This window comes from Phyllobacterium sp. 1468, from assembly GCF_031455525.1.
Classification (GTDB): Bacteria; Pseudomonadota; Alphaproteobacteria; order Rhizobiales; family Rhizobiaceae; genus Phyllobacterium.
On sequence record NZ_JAVDSX010000001.1, the window covers coordinates 72,358 to 90,323 of the forward strand.

Sequence of the window (17,966 nt, forward strand, 5' to 3'; positions counted from 1 at the left end):
CTCGGCTCAACCCAGCTTGTCGTCATCCTCGATTGGTCGAATGCGCAGCCTTGTGATGCGATTTTTTTCCCGCTTCAGGACTGTGAAACGCTTGCCATGGAAGGTGAAGGCCTGCTTTTCCTTTGGAATGCTCTGTGTTTCGTGGATTACGAGGCCGGCAATGGTCGTCGCTTCGGCGTCGGGCAAGTGCCAGTCCAAGGCCCGGTTAAGATCGCGAATGGGGACTGAGCCGTCAACCAGCACTGAACCATCCGGTTGAGGACGGCAACCCTGCACGTCGATATCGTGCTCATCGGCGATATCGCCAACGATCTCTTCGAGAATATCTTCGAGAGTAATCAGCCCTTGCACGTCACCATATTCATCCACCACGATGGCGATATGCGCTTTGCGTCTCAGAAAGGCATTGAGTTGATCTTGCAGGCTTGTCGTGTCCGGAACGAACCATGGCTTCGTCGCCACCTTCATGATATTGATCTTGGAAAAGTCCCGATTTGCATCGCGGATCGCCCGCACCAGATCCTTTGCATGAACAACGCCGACAATATTGTCGTTGGCGCCCTTCCAGACCGGAATCCGCGTATGATGACTCGCCAGGATTTCTGTGATGATGGTTTCGATGGGGTCGTCCGCGTTGACCGAATCCATGTCGGTCCGATGGATCATCACGTCATAGACTTCGAGTTCGCGCAGGTCGAGAAGACCGCCGATCTGGTCCCGGTCACCTTTAACGACAGAGCCTTCCTTATGTAATAGATCGACAGTGCCGCGCAGTTCTTCCTGGGCTGACAACATTGACGTGCCTGCCGCAAGATTGATGCCGAACACTGCAAGAATCTGGCGAACAATCCAATTGACGAGATCGGAGAGCGGGCCAAGCAAAAACACCACTATCTGGGCGAACCGGACAAGGGCGAGCGAATTTCTGTCGGGACTCGAAATAGCCCAGGACTTGGGCAACACCTCCGCGAAGATGACCAGCAACACTGTCATTATCGCCGTGGCGTAGGCAACGCCGGCTTGGCCAAACAACGTCAGCAGCATACTCGTCGTCAAGGATGAGGCCAGAATATTGATGAGGTTGTTGCCGATGAGCATGACACCGATAAGCCGGTCCCGTTTCTCGATCAGATTTTCCACCACGGCCGCGCGTTCGTCGCCGCGGTTGGACAAGCGATGCATACGCGCACGGGACACGGCAGTCAGAGCAGTCTCAGACCCTGAAAACAAGGCAGACATCAGGATCAAAAGGAATATGATTCCGCAGAAGATCCAGATTTCCAGCGTCATGTCGGATGTTTCTCCTGCAAAAAGCTTAGCACGGCCGACGGCGGCACGTCTTTTGCGATAAACGACTGGCCAATGCCGCGAGTCAAAATGAAGGTGAGCGCCCCGCGGGCTACTTTTTTATCCTGGGCGATATAGTCCATCAGTTTTTCCGCGGACGGCAGTTCTCCGGGGATATCGTCGATGGAAACCGGGAGCCCGACCTGGCGCAGATGGGTTTCGACACGAACCGCATCGTCCGGGCTCGCCAGATTCATCTTTGCTGAAAACTGGTGGGCGAGAACCATCCCGATGGAAACCCCTTCGCCATGCACCAAGCGCCCGGAATCGTAATTCGTCGCGGTTTCCAATGCATGGCCAAAGGTATGGCCAAGATTAAGCAGTGCGCGATCCCCTGTTTCGCGTTCATCTCTGGCGACTACATCGGCTTTGGATTGGCATGATATGGCGATGGCCTCAGTGCGTTCGGGTCCGCCAGCGAAGATTCCGCGCCAATTCTTTTCCAGCCAGGCAAAAAAATCCGGCCGGTCGATCAGCCCATATTTTGCAACTTCAGCATAGCCGGCACGAAACTCGCGCGGCGTTAATGTGTCGAGCACATCCGTATCGGCCAGAACGAGTTGTGGCTGATTAAAGACGCCAACGAGGTTCTTGCCGTGCGCAGTGTTGATGCCCGTCTTGCCGCCAACGGACGAATCGACTTGCGCCAGCAGCGATGTGGGTATCTGGATGAATCCCATACCGCGACGGGCAATGCCTGCCGCAAAACCGGCAAGGTCGCCAATGACACCGCCGCCGAAAGCAACCACGATATCGCCGCGCTCAAGACGCGCGGAAAGAATTGCATTGGTTACGGTTTCGAGCGTCTCGAAACCTTTGGATTTCTCCCCGGGTGCGACCAAGATGGGCGTAGAATCCAAACCGGCAGCTGTCAGGCTTCGCGTCAGCCGATCGAGATGCAAAGCTGCAACAGTCTTGTCGCTGACAACGGCGACACGCGCCGATTTTGCCCGCTTTGCAATTTCATCTCCGGCCCGATCGATCACTCCAGCCCCGATGACAATATCATAGGAACGATCCCCGAGCTTGACGGGTACAGTGGTAGTGGTCACCGCGTCGGTCATGAACCGGTTTCCTCATTGCTGCGGGATGCAATGCCGTCAAGATGGCCGGCAATTGCCTGCATTGCTTCGAAGGCAATGATTTCCTTCTTTTCCTCGCGAGAGTTCACCACCAGATCGGCGTTCGTATAAATAGGGTGGCGCTCGGTCATAAGCCGCTCCATCACACCTCGGGGATTGTCGTTTTTCAAAAGCGGCCGGTTTTGTTTGCGCGCAACACGCGCCATCAGCACATCAAGTTCGGCCTTCAACCAGAGTGAAATACCCTCCGAAGCGATAGCTTGGCGGGTAAGTTCATTCATATAAGCACCGCCACCGGTCGCCAGCACGATCGGTCCATTTTCAAGCATGCGCGCAATAACACGCCGCTCGAGGTCACGAAATTCGGCTTCTCCATAGGCTTCAAAAAGTTCTGGAATAGTCATGGTCGAGACTTTTTCGATCTCGTTGTCAGCATCGAAGAATGGCAGCTCGACTAGTGCCGCCAGTTTTTTGCCGACTGTGGATTTGCCCGCGCCCATTAATCCGATAAGCACGATGGACCTATGTCCGAGGCGCTCCCTAATGGATTTGGCAAGCTCCGCGATATCGGGCGCCCCAACTATGTCTTCAGTCATATTCATAATTGCGTTTCGACAGGAAAACCGTGCTGTCGTCAAGCAAACTATGGCATTAGAAGACACAAGCTTCATTAAATCATAAGGGTTTCAGCTGCAGGATTATGGAACCCAGTGCCAAAGCCGACGAAGACGATTCAGACAGAAAATGCCAACGCTCACACGATTGATTTTCGTCCTCGCGATTCTCGCGGGCCTCGTCTATGCCGGCATGGTTGCGCTGGTAACTTTCGTGCATCCCACGCAGACGGAGATGACCATTCGTATTCCATCTGAAAAACTCAATCCGAAGCCTGGTACCCCGAAATAAGCCGATGCGAGCAGCAGCAGCCATAGAGACCTTCCTGGAAATGATGAGCGCCGAACGTGGCGCCGCACAAAACACATTGGATTCATATCGCCGGGATCTTGAAGATGCTGCAGGGTTCAGCGTTGCAACAGGTATTCAGTTGACCTTTGCGGAGCCCGAAACAATCCGGTCATATCTCGACGACATCGCCGGACGGGGTTACGCGGCAACGTCTCAGGCGCGGCGGCTTTCAGCCCTGCGCCAATTCTTTCGCTTTCTTTATATGGAGAATATTCGCACCGACGATCCGACCAGCACACTGGATACGCCGAAAAAGGACCGCTCCCTGCCAAAAATCCTGAGCGAGCCGGATGTGGAAAAGCTGCTTTCCCGGGCTGAGGAAGAGACCCTTGACGCAAAATCATCCGGTGCCGTTCATCTCCAGGCGCTGCGACTGCACGCATTGCTCGAAATTCTTTATGCAACGGGCCTGCGTGTCTCTGAACTTGTTGGTCTTCCCGTAACGGTTGCGCGCTCTGACAATCGATTTCTCATGGTCCGAGGCAAGGGCTCGAAAGACCGTGTGGTTCCCTTATCCGGCAAGGCGCGCGACGCGATGGCAAAGTATTTGGCGGCGCGTGACGCATTGCCCGATCTCTCCGCCAGTGTCTGGTTGTTCCCGGCCATATCCGAAAGCGGCTTTCTCGCACGACAGGTGTTCGCACGGGAACTGAAAGGGCTTGCTGCGCGGGCAGGCCTCAAAACATCGGCGATATCGCCCCATGTTTTGCGTCATGCCTTTGCCAGCCACCTCTTGCAAAACGGCGCGGACTTGCGCGCTGTGCAACAATTACTCGGCCATTCGGATATTTCGACCACGCAAATTTACACACATGTGATGGAAGAGCGGCTGCATCAGCTTGTCACGGAGCATCACCCTCTGGCAGACTAAATGCTGGTTCACCGATGGAGTGGACCCAGGAAGCTGGCGGGATGGCCATGTGGCGGCTGCTAAAGAGACTGTTTTACAGACCAGCGTCATCGTCTGTCGAACCCGACAGCGAGGTGATCCACTTTGACGAAAGGGGATTTAGCCGCTCCAGCCATCTGACGCGCACGATGAATTGGCGGCAAAGCTGGCGCTGGGATGAAATAACCGCGTTTGGATTTGACTTCTCGCCTTCCATGTTTCCTGATCCTTGGTTCGGCGACGTCATGGAAGGCCGCTGGTTCTTTGCTGTAACCAGCGAAAGCGGTCCGGAACATATCTATTTTGACCAGACCTGGCTCGACATCGATCACCTGCCACCGGTTCTCGTGCAAAATTTGCCCGGGCTTGATCTGGACGAAGTGCGGCAGGGGCTGATCGTAGCAGCTGGCGGCTTTCACAACTATGCAGGTGAAGGCAGATGGATTGGCTGGCAGCGCACCAAGCCCCCAAAGCGCGCGAGGCGCTCAAACTCCGCCAAGCCGGTGAAACGCAAGAATCCCGCCAAATAAACCACCATCCCTTTGCCGCAATTCCCACTATAACGTGCGCCGCCAATGCATGATCTCAGCCTTGCTTCCTTGACATGCGCCTCGGCAACAGCCAGTTAGGTCGTGAAAAATCCACCGTTTTGCAGGCAGACCCCTCGTCCATGTACAACTACCTTGACTTTGAAAAGCCGGTTGCTGATCTCGATGGCAAAATTCTCGAGTTAAAGAAGCTCGCCGAGGAAGGCGACGCTCTCGACACCAACGAAGAGATCATGCGGTTGGAAAAAAGATCCGCCGAGGCGTTGCGCGATCTTTACCGCAAGCTGACCCCGTGGCAGAAGGCGCAGATTGCTCGTCATCCCGACCGCCCACACTGTGTGGATTATATCTCAAAGCTCTTCACCGATTTCACGCCGCTTGCAGGTGACCGCAACTACGCCGACGATGATGCCATCCAGGCCGGTCTCGCCCGCTTCAATGGTCAAGCCGTCGCCGTTATCGGGCAGGAAAAGGGCAACGACACCAAGACACGCCTCAAACACAATTTCGGCATGGCCATGCCCGAAGGCTATCGCAAGGCCGTGCGCATCATGGATCTGGCCGACCGCTTCAACTTGCCGGTGATTACGCTCGTTGATACAGCGGGCGCCTTTCCGGGGATCGCGGCGGAAGAGCGCGGACAAGCGGAGGCCATTGCCCGTTCGACTGCCACTTGTCTGAACCTGAAGGTGCCCATCGTCTCAGTTATCATTGGAGAAGGCGGGTCCGGTGGAGCCATAGCGATCGCCACGGCCAACCGCGTCTATATGCTTGAACATTCGATCTACTCGGTGATTTCACCAGAGGGCGCAGCGTCCATTCTCTGGCACGATTCCACCCGGGCCAAGGATGCCGCGACTTCGATGCGTATCACCGCACAGGATCTTTACGAATTGAAGATCATCGATGGCATAATTCCCGAACCAACGGGCGGCGCGCACCGTGGCAAGGATGCGGCAATCGAGGCGACGGGCAACATAATCAATGTCGCCCTCAAATCCATGGGCAATATGGATCGGGACATGCTTAGACAGGACCGGCGCGATAAATATCTGGCCATCGGCCGTAATCTTTAGCCTCTAAAGAAACCGCAGCCAGCAATCCATATGAAAATAGTTGAGTTTTTTGAGCGAAGCTGCTTGCATTTCATAGCTCAACCGATTACCAACCCGCTGCGCAGACTAACGCGCATCTGTGGCACGCGCCCGTAGCTCAGCTGGATAGAGCACCAGACTACGAATCTGGGGGTCAGAGGTTCGAATCCTTTCGGGCGCGCCATTTCCCCAAAGTCTGCCCGATGTAAGACCTGCATAGCTTGCAGCGCGCCCGTGGAACATTTCGCGCCGCATCAAGTTATTTCCTCGCTGGTTTGCAAGAGGACGACACCCATGTTTGGCAAATTATTTACGCGGATCGCCAACAACGTTGCACTGGCTGCTGGCAAGCCGCTTACCTTCATACTCTGTTGCTTGACCGTGGTCGTTTGGGGGGTGACCGGCCCAATTTTTGGCTTTTCCGACACTTGGCAATTGATCATCAATACCGGCACAACCATCATTACATTTCTCATGGTCTTTCTTATCCAGAATACGCAAAACCGCGATGGCGTTGCGATTCAGGCAAAGCTCGATGAATTGGTGCGCGTGAGCGAGGCCAAGAACGCCTTTATAGGCATCGAGCATCTCACCGAAGAAGAGGTCGAGAAGTTCCGCAAGCAATGTGAAGCCGCGGCCAAAAAGGCTGACAAGGCATTGGCAGAAAAAACCGCAAAAGATACCGCTCAGCGTCGCTCGCCTGCGAGAACGTCCAAGGCAAAAGTCCGAGCCTGATCAGCAGGCGAGAATGTCAAATCCACCTGCCGCGCCTGCCGTTTCGCACGGAGGTTATCCATCATTTCGTTGCAAGGCAGCTATGCAAACTTGTCACTGCAAGTTTGGCAGGCTGTCTACTATATGAGCAGCATGATCGAAAAATGATCAAACAAACAAGAACTTACAAGGTGAGTGAAATGAACCTGATCCGCTCTTACAATAACTGGCGCCGCTATCGTGACACCGTCACGGAGCTGAACCGCCTGTCCGCACGTGAACTGAACGACCTTGGCATCTCCCGCGGCGACATCTCTTTCGTCGCCAAGAAGGCCGCTTCGGCTCAGTAAGCAAATTCGATTAACCTCCGGGGCTTTCTCCTCCCAAGCCACGGATGGTCTAGAGATCAGTCTCCTCCTCCCAGCTGATCTTTACAAGTAGCACCCACCGCTCCTCCCGCGGTGGGTGTTGTTTTATGGATATACTCTTCGACGCGTTGCATCTCTGCTTTCTACCCCGTAACAGTCGAATATCGACAGGCCGGGAGATACTCATGACAGGCGGCATCCACCACATCACCCTGATTACCCGCAAGGTTCAGGCAAATGTTGATTTTTATGCTGGCTTCCTAGGTTTGCGCCTCGTCAAGCGCACGGGCGGTTATGAAGACGCGACCCAGCTCCATCTCCTTTATGGGGACGCATCAGGCAATCCAGGTTCTCTGATTACCTTTCTCGTATGGGAAGATGGTTCGCCGGGTCGCGTTGGTTACGGGCAGTCAAGCGAAGTCTCGCTCGCTATTGCCCCTGATAGTATTGGCTTCTGGCTGACACGCGCCTTGCAATTCAACATTGCAACCTCGGGACCGGCACAGGAATTCGGCGAACCGGTGCTGCGTTTACATGATCCCGACGGCGTGATCGTGAAGCTCGTAGGAACCCAAGCCGTGAAAACCGACGATCTTTGGGCCGGTGGCGACATTCCTGTATCTCATACGATCAAACGCGTCCGCGGCGCGACAATATTGACCGAAAAACCGCAGGAAACCTGCACATTCCTTGCAGATTATTTTTCTTACATTTCAGGCGAGCAAACCGAAACGATTACAAGAATGGTTTCGGCGGCCGGCGATTGCATCGACGTTCGCGACGCAACGGGCTTCTGGAGCTCGGCACCCGGAACCGGAACGATTGACCATATCGCGTTTCGCGCTGCGGACATTCCCGTTCTAACGGAAACATATGATCGCATGGTAGCGCATGGAATGACCGCAACGGCGCTGCATGACAGGAAATATTTCCATTCGATCTACGTTCGCGAGCCCGGCGGCGCCCTGCTCGAAATGGCCACCGACGGCCCCGGCATGCTGATCGACGAAACACCCGAAAAGCTCGGTACCCGTCTTTTCATCCCGCCGCATTTCGCTGCGGAGGCTGAAAACCTGAAAGTAATGCTGCCGCAATTTGGCTTGCCGAAAGAGGAACGCTTCATCTATCGCGAGCTTCCCTTCATTCACCGGGTCTACATGCCGGATATCACATTTGGACAAACACTGATCCTCCTGCATGGATCGGGAGGCAATGAGGCCAGCCTTATGCCGTTTGCCTCGAAGGTTGCGCCGCACGCCACCTTGATTGGTTTGCGCGGACGCAGCACGGAAGAGGGTTCGGCCCGCTGGTTCCGGCGCTATGGACCACTGAGCTTTGATCAAAAGGACATTCGTTCAGAGTCCGAAGCACTTGCCGCGTTTATAGAGGGCGCGGTTGAAGCCTACGGCCTTGATCTCCAACGGACTACCTTTCTTGGCTATTCCAATGGCGCGAACATTCTCGCGGCAATGATGCAACTGCATCCGGGCATTGTCCGCAATGCAGTTTTGTTACGCGCAACAAAAGTGCTGGAAGAGACGCCCAAGGCTGATCTTCTCGAGACGAAAGTTCTCGCAATCACCGGCGACCACGATCTGTTTGGAGCCCATGCGCTCGCGCTTGCGGCGGAACTGCGAAGCGCCGGAGCTGATATCACCGTCAAGGCAGTGTCCGCCGATCATGAAATCGGACCGCACGACATTGACGCGGTCCAGCAATGGCTGACCTCATAGAGGAACAGGCCGAAGTTTCTCCGGCCTGGTCAATTCATCACGATAGAGGCTTCAGCCCAGCTTCGATCGAAGCGCGCTTGCCTTCAAGGAATGGCGGCAACGACAAACCCTCCCCGAGAGTCTCCAAGGGCTCATCGACCGTGAAGCCCGGACCATCCGTGGCGATTTCGAACAAAATACCGTTAGGTTCGCGGAAGTACAGCGAGCGGAAGTAGTAGCGCTCCACCTCACCGCTTGACGGCATCCGGAATTCGTTCAGGCGTTCGGTCCATTCATGCAATTGCTGCACGTCCGGCGCGCGAAATGCGACGTGATGCACAGCACCGGCACCCTGCCTTGCAGCGGCTAGATCCGGTTGAACGGCCACGTGCAATTCAGCAGCAGGACCACCCTCGCCCATCGCAAACACATGAACATGCCCTGCGCCGTCAGGAGATGGGTAAGTGTTGACCTTGCGCATATTCATCACATGAAGAAGGATCGCCTCCGTGTTGGTAATATCGGGCACGCTAAGGGTGATTGGACCGAGCCCGCGGATCTGATGCTCAGCCGGGACAGGGCTCCTGTCCCATGGGTGCGATGCTCCAGCGCCGCCATCATTGATGAGCCGGAACCGTTGTCCTTCGGCATCTTCAAAATCGAGCGAGTCGTAACCACCGACTTCAGCAATATCACCGGACTTCACGCCGAGTTCGGTAAAGCGAGCTTTCCACCAGACCAGACTTTCTTTGCTGGCCACACGCAATCCTGTGCGCGAAATGCTGTGCGTGCCTCGACTTTCAGGGCCAACCGGCCAGTCGAAGAACGTGAGATCGGTGCCAGGCGTCGCCTCTCCATCCGCATAGAACAGGTGATAGGCGCTGGTGTCGTCTTGATTGACGGTTTTCTTGACCAGTCGCAGGCCAAGCGTTTGCGTATAGAACCGCAGATTTTCCGGCGCATTCGCCGTTATAGCAGTCAAATGATGAATGCCTGTCAGTTGTAAGGTCATCGAAGCCTCCTGAATTGGTTCGTTCGGGCATGATCGCCGTTACGGTCAATATCTGCGTTGTGTAGCGGTCGATAAAGACGGGATTTCTGCAACTTGTGTTCTACAAAAACGAACCAAGGAGAAATTCTGGTGTTTTAAATCGGCCTAACGTCCATTATAACCAAACGATGAAATGGCGCTTTGACGATCTTCTCACTTTTCTCGACGTAATGGAAACCGGGAGCGTCACCACCACTGCCGCGCGACTCAACCTTTCGAAATCAGTAGTGAGCAAGCGCATTTCTGATCTTGAAGGTGCGCTGGGTATAGAATTGTTTCAACGTTCGCCACGCAAGTTACTCGCCTCCGACCACGCCCGCGACTTTGTCGAGCGTATCAGGCCTCTGGTTCGGGAAATCGTTGAAGCCACCGACACTGTTGGTGAGCGACATAGCGCCATTAGGGGCAATTTGAGAATTGCCGCTCCAATGTCGTTCGGGACTCTTTATCTTGGCCGAATGATTGCCGACTTCGCCAGGCAATATCCTGATCTGGAAGTCGCGGTGGAACTTGAAGACCGCATGGTCGATCTCGTGCGTGGCGGTTATGATGTTGGCATCCGGATCGGCATCCTCAAGGATTCAAGCCTTATTGCCCGCAAGCTTTGCACAGACGCCCGGGTTATTTGCTGCAGCCCGGCTTTCGCCGCAGCCAATGGCTTGCCAAAGCGACTCGAAGAATTGAACTCTTTCGCCTGCATCGACTACTCAAACGTTAATACCAGCCAGCTATGGCAATTCGAAAACCCGGCTTCCCCCAATAATCCGGTCTCTGTGGCCATGCATGGCCGCATCGTCGCCAATAATGGCGAAGCCATGCGCGACATGGCCATCGCCGGTCTGGGGCTGGTGCTTCTTCCAATGTTCATTGCCGCCGACGCCCTGCGAGCGGGTACGCTCATTCCGGCGTTGCCGGATGTGACGCCAGTTCCTTACAAAATATATGCGGTGTATCCGCCTACGCGGCATGTCTCGGCCAAGGTTCGAGCATTTGTAGACCACCTTGTGCGCCATATCGGCGACCCGCCCATCTGGCAGATGACGGTTCCTTTCCATGCTGAAAAGCCTTAGTCGAAGGGCAAACTCTGCGAATCAACTGGCGCGGTTTGCGAGCCTCTTCAGAGCGTAATCGGGAATTTCATAGCCGGTTTTTAAAAAAACCCTGTAAACACTGGGTATAAACCCGCTTTTTGGGCGTTCTTGCTGATGACAGAGCGGGAATCGCGTGCCATACAGACGCCTCCGATCAACGAATATACTGAGGAAACCGCCAAAATGAATACGTCCGATCTCATTGAAAAGCTCGTCGCTGATCAGGGTCTTACAAAAGTTCAGTCCAAGGCGATTGTTGATAGCGTTCTTAAGGGTATCACTGATTCCGTCGTAGCCGGCGATGAAGTTTCGCTGCCAGGCTTTGGCAAGTTCAAGGTCCAGTCGCGCGCCGCTCGCGAAGGCCGTAACCCTGCTACGGGCGCAACGATCAAAATCGCAGCGTCCAAGAAAGTTGCTTTCCAGCCCGCAAAGGCCCTGAAGGACGCGCTGAACGGCTAATTCGTTCGTCGCAAATTTCAAAAAAGGCGGTGCAGGTGCGCCGCCTTTTTTATTCGAATCCGGTCACGGCCTCGTAACGAAATTTGGGAGCAGTGGGCTTTGCCATAAATCCGCCCTGCATTCGTTGCAGGTGACGTTTGTGCAATGGAGCAATTTTGCGCAAGTGAAGTAAGGCTTTATCAACTATACCAGATGCATTTATGATATGGCGGACCAGAGATCCGCACGTTTCAGGGGCCCTCGCGAAACAATTAGTAACTGGTAGCAGCTGCAATAATGAAGACATTGGCACATATCCTTGCGGCATTCATGCTCACCCTGCTTGTAGCGGGTTGCCAAAACTCGTCAATCGATGACCTGTCTCCTAATGGCGCTGGCACGCAGCTACCGGAGAAGCTCGTCCGGAGCATGAAGGCTAAGGGCATGAGTCTCACATCGCCCGTCATGTTTCGCATATTCAAGGAAGAAAACGTCCTCGAAGTCTGGAAGCGCAAAGATAATGGGCGTTACGAGATGGTAACGAACTACCAGATCTGCAAATGGTCGGGAAAACTTGGCCCCAAGTTCATCGAGGGTGATCGTCAGGCACCTGAGGGATTCTATGCAGTCCGCCCGGCGCAGATGAATCCGAAATCGAGCTATTACCTCTCCTTTAACACTGGCTTTCCCAATGCCTTGGACCGCGCCCTTGGCCGTACTGGTGCCAATCTGATGGTGCACGGCGCGTGCTCGTCGTCGGGTTGTTATTCAATGACCGATGCACAGGTCGCACAGATTTATGCTTTCGCCCGGGATGCCTTTAAGGGCGGTCAGGAATCCATTCAGCTTCAGGCCTATCCTTTCCGCATGACCGCAGCCAACATGGCGCGCTACAAGGATGATCCGAATTACGCCTTCTGGAAGAACCTGAAAGAAGGTTATGACCATTTCGAAATCACCAAGGTGCCGCCGAAGGTGGATGTCTGCGAAAAGAAGTATGTCTTCAACCACACGTCCGATCCTAATGCCCCGATTGCGGCGACGGCAACCTGTCCGCCCTCCGATCAGCCAGAATCGCTGAAAATGGCATATCAGTCGTACCAAACCAGTTACGAGACCGCTTTCTCTACAATGGTCGGTAAAGGCAAGATAACCCCGCCCAGCCGCTCGATCCAGGGCATTGCAGAAGCCAAGATCATTGCTGACTGGAGTGCTCGCCGTGCTCGCGGTGAGCGCGTGACGCAAGAGCCGCCATCTCTTTCGCCGCAGGACAAGGACGCCGCGACCAAGCCACAGGTCATGGTTCGCCTGGCTTCCGCGGTCGCGGCTGACAAGGCACGGGAGGAGCGCGACGCTTCTAAAAGAACGCGTATGGGAAAGAGCATGGCCTCTGCCTCTGCCGCCGCCGCACCCATAACCCTTGCCCCGCCGGCAGCTTCGTCATCTCCGGCAGCCCAGCAACAATCGGCACCTGCCCCGCAGACCACCGCCGCTATCGCATCGGAAGCTCCTGCTGCTGCCGTCGAGCAGCCGGCCCCGGTGAAGAAGGCCTGGTGGAAGATCATCGGCAACTAAAAAGTAATCATGCCGGAAAAAGCAGTTATACGTGCTGAGATATATGATCTTCGCGGCTTGAATTGTCCCTTGCCGGTGCTCAAGACCCGCAGGAAGCTTGCGGATATGGTCCCTGGCAGCCGCATTTGGGTCGAAACAAGCGACCCGCTAGCTGTTATCGACATGCCGAATTTTTGCACGACCGAGGGTCATAGGCTGATCGAAACTCTCAGCATCGACGGTGGCCACCGATTCCACATCGAATGCGGTTCACTAGCCTAGTTTCACACCGGAAATCGCCAGCGGGTTGTCAAAGAGGGCAGCACGATCCGGCATATCGATCTGTGGTCGATCAAGAAATGCGTTGAAGAGCTGGCTGACATAGCTCTCCGGCAAATCCTTGACGATCAACACCAGGCGCGTTTCGCGAACGCCATCCGGCCACGCTGCCAGCCGCGCTGGTGGATGAAAAATCTGCTGCACCCCATGTATGACGAGCGGCCGCTCCGGATTGTCCTCCAACTGTACGATACCCTTCACGCGCAGCAGTTTTTCGCCGTGGGTCGAACGCAACAGGTCGAGGAACATATCAAAGCTGTGCAAGGATATCGGGGCATCGTGTTTCAGCGAAAATGACCGAATATTTGTGTCGTGCCGGTTGACGTCGTGATGATGGTTCCCGCGGTGGTCATGGTGGTGCCCATGATCGATTTTATCGTGTTCATGCTCGCGCTCACGGTAGGCTTCCGCTTTTAGCCAGCGCTGAACATCGACGGTCTTGGTTTCTGGATTATAGACGCCGCATTCGAACAATGCCGCGTATCCCGTGCGCGAGTCGGCTGCGTCGATCAGGTCGGCCCCTGGATTTAACGCAGCAAGCCTTGTGCGCAGCGCCGGGAGTTCGCTTTGAGCTTCCGGCAAATCTGTCTTGGTTATAACGATGCGATCAGCAACAGCAGCCTGTTTTATCGCTTCCTCGTGCGCGTCGAGCGTTGCCATGCCATTGATCGCGTCCACGGCGGTGATCACGCCATCAACGCGAAAGGCTTGCAGCAGCACCGGGTGGCCCATGACAGCATGCAGAACCGGTGCGGGATCGGCAAGCCCGGTCGTCTCGATGATAATCCGTTTCAATCGTTGCAATTTGCCGGTCTGCAATCGGTCGATGAGATCCGAGAGCGTATCAATCAGCTCACCGCGCACGGTGCAGCAGAGGCAACCATCGGAAAGCTCGATAATGCCGTCGCTGGCCTTCTCGACAAGCAGATGATCAATGCCCACATCACCGAATTCATTGATGATCACCGCCGTATCGGCGAGAGCCGGATCCTTCAGCAGCCGGTTGAGCAGCGTCGTCTTTCCCGACCCTAGAAAGCCTGTTAGTACAGAGACCGGAATGGGACCGTCGGCCATCAGTTCACTGCCTTCAGGGCCTCGCTTGCATCCGTCAGCGATGAGCGATCTGGTCGCGGCATCGGAACAGGAACGCGGCTCAACTCCATCCCCAATGAATTGATTTTCGCCGGCAGCAGTGCAACTTTTTCCACTGCCGGTTCATGTTCCATCCTTTTCATATAAGGTGACCCCTGAACAATGTGCCCTTCGAGGTCCTTGCCGTCCCAGGTATCGGACCCCGATGCCTCCTTCGAACAAACACTGGGCCGCATGTTAACCGCCACGTCCCGTGTGGGTGCACCATAAGGCTGCAATGTATCAATTGTTGTGCCACTGCCATGGGTCTCGAAACCTTTGGCAAGAAGTTCCGCTGCCTTCGTCGCCCGCGTCGTCAGCTTCAATTCGCCCAAAACCACAGTGATGATGGTCCTGCCGTTGCGAGTTGCGGAGCCGATCAGGTTATAGCCCGAGGGGCAAACAAATCCGGTCTTCATGCCATCTGCACCCTGAAACCGGCCGATAAGCGCATTCAGATTGGGCTGAAGCTTCTTGCCACCATAGTCGATGGCTTCGATATCAAAATAATGCGCGTACTGCGGAAATTCGCGGCGCAGCTGCAATGTCAGGATCGCGAGATCTCGCGCAGTCGTATAATGGTCATCCGAGTGAAGACCATTTGGATTAACGAAATGCGAACCCGTCATACCGAGACGCTTGGCTTCGGCATTCATAAGCACAGCAAATTTGTCGGAAGAGCCGCCCAACGTCTCACCCACCGCCATGGCGACATCATTGGCGGACTTGACCATCATGATCTTGAGCGCATTGTCCAGTGTCAGCTCGGAACCAACTTTGTAGCCCATCTTGCTTGGAGGCTGTTTGGCGGAAAGCGCCGTGATCTTGATTGGCGTATCCAGGGTAACCTGGCCTGACTCGATCATGCGGAATACCACGTAAACGGTCATCAGTTTGGTCAAAGACGCTGGATACCAGCGTTGGAACGCGTCTTCTTGCGAGAGGATTTCGCCGCTTCCGGCGTCGACTGTAATGTTCGCACCGGCAAGGGCCGCCGATGCAGCGGTCATCGATATCACGCAACCCGAAAGAAAGAGTGCTACAGTTTTCCGCATTCCTGAAATTCCGACCTGTCTATGTAAACAACCTGGAAAGGCATTAAGCCGCGCTTCACACCGGGCAGCAATGCCCTTATCTATCTTATGTGGCGGGCAAAAGGCAAAACACCTTTATTCTGTTCACTGAAATGTCAGATTTGGATTTGGAGTTCCCCTCGAATGCCTTTGCTCAATCGCGCGATCGAAATGCAGGACGAGGTTTCCGCGTGGCGGCACCATCTGCACCAGAACCCGGAAATAATGTTCGACGTGCACGAGACAGCGCGGTTCGTTGCAGAAAAGCTGCGCCAATTCGGGTGCGACGAGGTAGAGACCGGCATTGGGCGCACCGGTGTCGTCGGCATTATTCGCGGGCGTCACGGCCAAGGTCCGACTGTGGGCTTGCGAGCCGATATGGATGCACTGCCGCTCACTGAAGTTACCGGCAAACCCTGGGCATCCCGTACGGACGGCAAAATGCACGCCTGCGGACATGACGGCCACACCGCAATGCTCTTGGGTGCCGCGCAATATCTGGCCGAGACCCGCAACTTTGGGGGTTCAATCGCGGTTATCTTCCAGCCCGCGGAAGAAGGCGGTGGCGGTGGCCGTGAAATGGTTAAGGACGGCGTAATGGAGCGTTTCGCCATATCGGAGGTCTATGGCATGCATAATATTCCCGGACTTCCCGTTGGTCAGTTCGCCATTCGCAAGGGCCCGATCATGGCAGCAACGGATGAATTCACCATCATTGTCGAAGGTCGCGGCGGCCATGCTGCGCAGCCGCACCGGACCATCGACCCGGTCGTCATCGGCGCTCAATTGGTCAATGCCCTGCAAACCATCGTCTCGCGCGGCACAGACCCGCTTGATTCTGTAGTTCTGTCAGTCACCAAGTTTCATGCCGGCGATGCTCACAACATCATCCCTCAACGGGCCGAACTTGCAGGCACCGTTCGCACCTTGCGCTCAGAAATGCGCGACTTTGCCGAAAAGCGCCTCATCGAGGTCGCTGAAGGCGTTGCCGGAGCTTTAGGCGCAACCGCAAGTGTCAATTATGCGCGCAACTATCCGGTAACGTTCAACCATGGTCGCGAGACAGACTTCGCGGCCAAAACGGCCCGCAGGGTCGCTGGAAACGACGCGGTCAACGAGGAAGTCGCGCCCATGATGGCCGGCGAGGATTTTTCTTACATGCTGGAAGCACGTCCAGGCGCCTTTATTTTCATCGGCAATGGTGAAAGCGCCTCGCTGCACAATCCGTCCTATGATTTCAACGACGATGCAATCCCGCACGGCATCAGCTACTGGGTGCAATTGGCTGAAAGTGCTCTCCCCCCGTCATCCTGATCGGAACCGGACTGCTGGAAATTTCCACGCATCTTGAGACTTGGCGACCGCCGCGAAAAACAGTATGTCAGGTCAGTTGGTCCCGTAGCTCAGTAGGATAGAGCGACAGATTCCTAATCTGTAGGCCACTGGTTCGAATCCAGTCGGGATCACCATACTGCCTTCCACCGCATTTCTTCGATCAAGAACGGATTTCGTCCGTGGTCTGCTCATGCTAAAGGGTTACTTGCAGTTGCAAAGCAAATGCAATATGTTCGTCATCATATGCCCTATACCAAGTTTTGGCCGCTTCGATCTGTAGTCGAAGCGGCCTTTTTTGATGTCCGGGTCATGAGGCGGTCTTGTCTAGTTATTTTCACAAACTAGCGATTCGACTCTGCTTTGGCTGCCATCGCCGCCCGCACGTTCTTGTTGAGATCGGCTTTGGCAGATTGATATTCGTTGACTGAAGTCCAGTAGCGTAATGTTATTGCTGCGGTCGCATCACCCAGTTCGGCCACAAAGGCTGAAGGAGCGGGGTCTTTCTTGACTCGCTTGTCGGCTTCGGTGAGCTCAATCAAGGATTTCTGCACCTGGTCCAACTCATCCTCGTTGGAAACAGTAATCGTGATGTCATTGCGACGAATACCGTTTCGGGTGAAGTTTTTCACGGGCAGGGTCCAAAGCGTCGAATTGGGGGCAAGGATGTATATGCCGTCCGCCGCACGCAATCGCGTCGCAAATAGTCCAATTTCTTCGACTGTCCCGCTTACACTGCCGACCTCCACATATTCGCCGATACGAAGGGGACGGAGTGCCAAAAGCATGATCCCTGCCGCGATATTCTGCAAAGTTCCTTGCAAAGCCAGCCCGATGGCCAGGCCAACGGCACCGATGGCGGCAATAACCGAGGCTGTCTGGATGCCGAATTGCCCGAGCACCATTACCACAACAAGGCCGAGCACCACATACCGTGCGATCTTGGAAAAAAACCGGCGCAGTGTCAGGTCAAAGCCGCCGACTTGCCCAAGCCCGGCATAGACCCAGCGCTCGACGAGACCGGCGACGACGAATCCGATGATCAGCAACAGAACGGCGCCAATTACCGAGAACGCGTAAGCAACGACAAGGGCGCTTGCTTCACGAATGCCAGTCTGAATTGCGGAAAACGCGTTCTGAGGATCAAGTTCCATGAGAGATTCCTTTCCGGCAAGAGAATACCAACACTAAAACTGCGATGTTGGTTACCCTATTGAAGGCAAAAGGCCAGTTAATG

Annotated in this window: 19 protein-coding genes and 2 tRNA genes; 14 read left to right on the top strand and 7 right to left on the bottom strand. The window is 55.0% G+C overall.

Annotated features, from left to right (window positions below; all coding sequences use genetic code 11):
- Nucleotides 1-6: 6 nt before the first annotated feature.
- The 3 genes from J2X72_RS00380 to J2X72_RS00390 are packed head-to-tail and all read right to left on the bottom strand — an operon-like array spanning nt 7 to nt 3,031.
- Nucleotides 7-1,290 (bottom strand): HlyC/CorC family transporter, encoded by a 1,284-nt coding sequence (locus J2X72_RS00380; RefSeq protein WP_310067251.1) that lies wholly within the window; start codon nt 1,288-1,290, stop codon nt 7-9.
- Complete coding sequence (aroB, locus tag J2X72_RS00385) at nt 1,287-2,411, bottom strand: 3-dehydroquinate synthase (protein WP_310067253.1); 1,125 nt, start codon at nt 2,409-2,411, stop codon at nt 1,287-1,289. Before aroB ends, J2X72_RS00380 begins: the two co-directional genes overlap by 4 nt.
- Entirely contained in the window at nt 2,408-3,031 is a 624-nt protein-coding gene (locus tag J2X72_RS00390) for a shikimate kinase (protein ID WP_405044624.1), read from the bottom strand. The genes aroB and J2X72_RS00390 overlap by 4 nt, the downstream gene beginning before the upstream one ends.
- A gap of 142 nt (nt 3,032-3,173) precedes the next feature.
- Between J2X72_RS00390 and J2X72_RS00395 the strand changes: the two genes are divergently transcribed.
- From J2X72_RS00395 to J2X72_RS00430, 8 genes are all read left to right on the top strand, one after another.
- Nucleotides 3,174-3,335, top strand: coding sequence for a histidine kinase (locus J2X72_RS00395; protein WP_209999397.1), 162 nt, complete (start codon nt 3,174-3,176; stop codon nt 3,333-3,335).
- Nucleotides 3,336-3,339: 4 nt separating this feature from the next.
- A complete protein-coding gene (xerD, locus tag J2X72_RS00400; protein ID WP_310067259.1) occupies nt 3,340-4,266 on the top strand; it encodes a site-specific tyrosine recombinase XerD in 927 nt (308 codons plus the stop codon).
- Nucleotides 4,267-4,280: 14 nt separating this feature from the next.
- Nucleotides 4,281-4,814, top strand: a complete 534-nt coding sequence (locus J2X72_RS00405; protein ID WP_209999394.1) for a hypothetical protein — start codon at nt 4,281-4,283, stop codon at nt 4,812-4,814.
- Between the two features lie 140 nt (nt 4,815-4,954).
- Entirely contained in the window at nt 4,955-5,908 is a 954-nt protein-coding gene (locus J2X72_RS00410; RefSeq protein WP_209999392.1) for an acetyl-CoA carboxylase carboxyltransferase subunit alpha, read from the top strand.
- 125 nt (nt 5,909-6,033) lie between these two features.
- Nucleotides 6,034-6,110: transfer RNA gene (locus tag J2X72_RS00415), tRNA-Arg, on the top strand.
- 110 nt (nt 6,111-6,220) lie between these two features.
- Nucleotides 6,221-6,661 carry a low affinity iron permease family protein gene (locus J2X72_RS00420; RefSeq protein WP_209999384.1) on the top strand — a complete coding sequence of 147 codons (441 nt, stop codon included), beginning with the start codon at nt 6,221-6,223 and terminating at the stop codon, nt 6,659-6,661.
- A 179-nt stretch (nt 6,662-6,840) separates the two neighbouring features.
- Nucleotides 6,841-6,990: a DUF1127 domain-containing protein gene (locus tag J2X72_RS00425; RefSeq protein ID WP_106666964.1), complete on the top strand. Its 150-nt coding sequence runs from the start codon at nt 6,841-6,843 to the stop codon at nt 6,988-6,990.
- Nucleotides 6,991-7,193: 203 nt separating this feature from the next.
- Nucleotides 7,194-8,741 (top strand): VOC family protein, encoded by a 1,548-nt coding sequence (locus tag J2X72_RS00430; RefSeq protein ID WP_310067269.1) that lies wholly within the window; start codon nt 7,194-7,196, stop codon nt 8,739-8,741.
- A 37-nt stretch (nt 8,742-8,778) separates the two neighbouring features.
- On the opposite strand, the gene J2X72_RS00435 is transcribed toward J2X72_RS00430, so the two are convergent.
- The gene (locus J2X72_RS00435; protein WP_310067270.1) at nt 8,779-9,732 is read right to left on the bottom strand and encodes a ring-cleaving dioxygenase; all 954 of its coding nucleotides are present in this window, start codon (nt 9,730-9,732) and stop codon (nt 8,779-8,781) included.
- 167 nt (nt 9,733-9,899) lie between these two features.
- Here J2X72_RS00435 and J2X72_RS00440 point away from each other — a divergent pair, with 167 nt between their 5' ends.
- From J2X72_RS00440 to J2X72_RS00455, 4 genes are all read left to right on the top strand, one after another.
- Nucleotides 9,900-10,841, top strand: a complete 942-nt coding sequence (locus tag J2X72_RS00440; RefSeq protein WP_209999379.1) for a LysR family transcriptional regulator — start codon at nt 9,900-9,902, stop codon at nt 10,839-10,841.
- 204 nt (nt 10,842-11,045) lie between these two features.
- Complete coding sequence (locus J2X72_RS00445) at nt 11,046-11,321, top strand: HU family DNA-binding protein (protein ID WP_099997835.1); 276 nt, start codon at nt 11,046-11,048, stop codon at nt 11,319-11,321.
- A gap of 276 nt (nt 11,322-11,597) precedes the next feature.
- The gene (locus J2X72_RS00450) at nt 11,598-12,875 is read left to right on the top strand and encodes a murein L,D-transpeptidase family protein (RefSeq protein ID WP_310067278.1); all 1,278 of its coding nucleotides are present in this window, start codon (nt 11,598-11,600) and stop codon (nt 12,873-12,875) included.
- Nucleotides 12,876-12,884: 9 nt separating this feature from the next.
- A complete protein-coding gene (locus J2X72_RS00455; protein WP_209999376.1) occupies nt 12,885-13,136 on the top strand; it encodes a sulfurtransferase TusA family protein in 252 nt (83 codons plus the stop codon).
- Here J2X72_RS00455 and J2X72_RS00460 read toward each other — a convergent pair.
- Together J2X72_RS00460 and J2X72_RS00465 are read right to left on the bottom strand one after the other, a co-directional pair.
- Nucleotides 13,128-14,267, bottom strand: coding sequence for a GTP-binding protein (locus J2X72_RS00460; protein ID WP_310067282.1), 1,140 nt, complete (start codon nt 14,265-14,267; stop codon nt 13,128-13,130). The two genes, J2X72_RS00455 and J2X72_RS00460, sit on opposite strands and share 9 nt — an antisense overlap.
- The gene (locus J2X72_RS00465) at nt 14,267-15,379 is read right to left on the bottom strand and encodes a D-alanyl-D-alanine carboxypeptidase family protein (RefSeq protein WP_209999372.1); all 1,113 of its coding nucleotides are present in this window, start codon (nt 15,377-15,379) and stop codon (nt 14,267-14,269) included. Before J2X72_RS00465 ends, J2X72_RS00460 begins: the two co-directional genes overlap by 1 nt.
- Before the next feature lie 162 nt (nt 15,380-15,541).
- On the opposite strand from J2X72_RS00465, the gene J2X72_RS00470 reads away from it, so the two are divergent.
- Nucleotides 15,542-16,711 carry a M20 aminoacylase family protein gene (locus J2X72_RS00470; protein WP_310067286.1) on the top strand — a complete coding sequence of 390 codons (1,170 nt, stop codon included), beginning with the start codon at nt 15,542-15,544 and terminating at the stop codon, nt 16,709-16,711.
- 78 nt (nt 16,712-16,789) lie between these two features.
- A tRNA-Arg gene (locus tag J2X72_RS00475) sits at nt 16,790-16,866 on the top strand.
- Nucleotides 16,867-17,073: 207 nt separating this feature from the next.
- Here J2X72_RS00475 and J2X72_RS00480 read toward each other — a convergent pair.
- Entirely contained in the window at nt 17,074-17,883 is an 810-nt protein-coding gene (locus J2X72_RS00480; protein WP_310067288.1) for a mechanosensitive ion channel domain-containing protein, read from the bottom strand.
- Between the last annotated feature and the right edge of the window lie 83 nt (nt 17,884-17,966).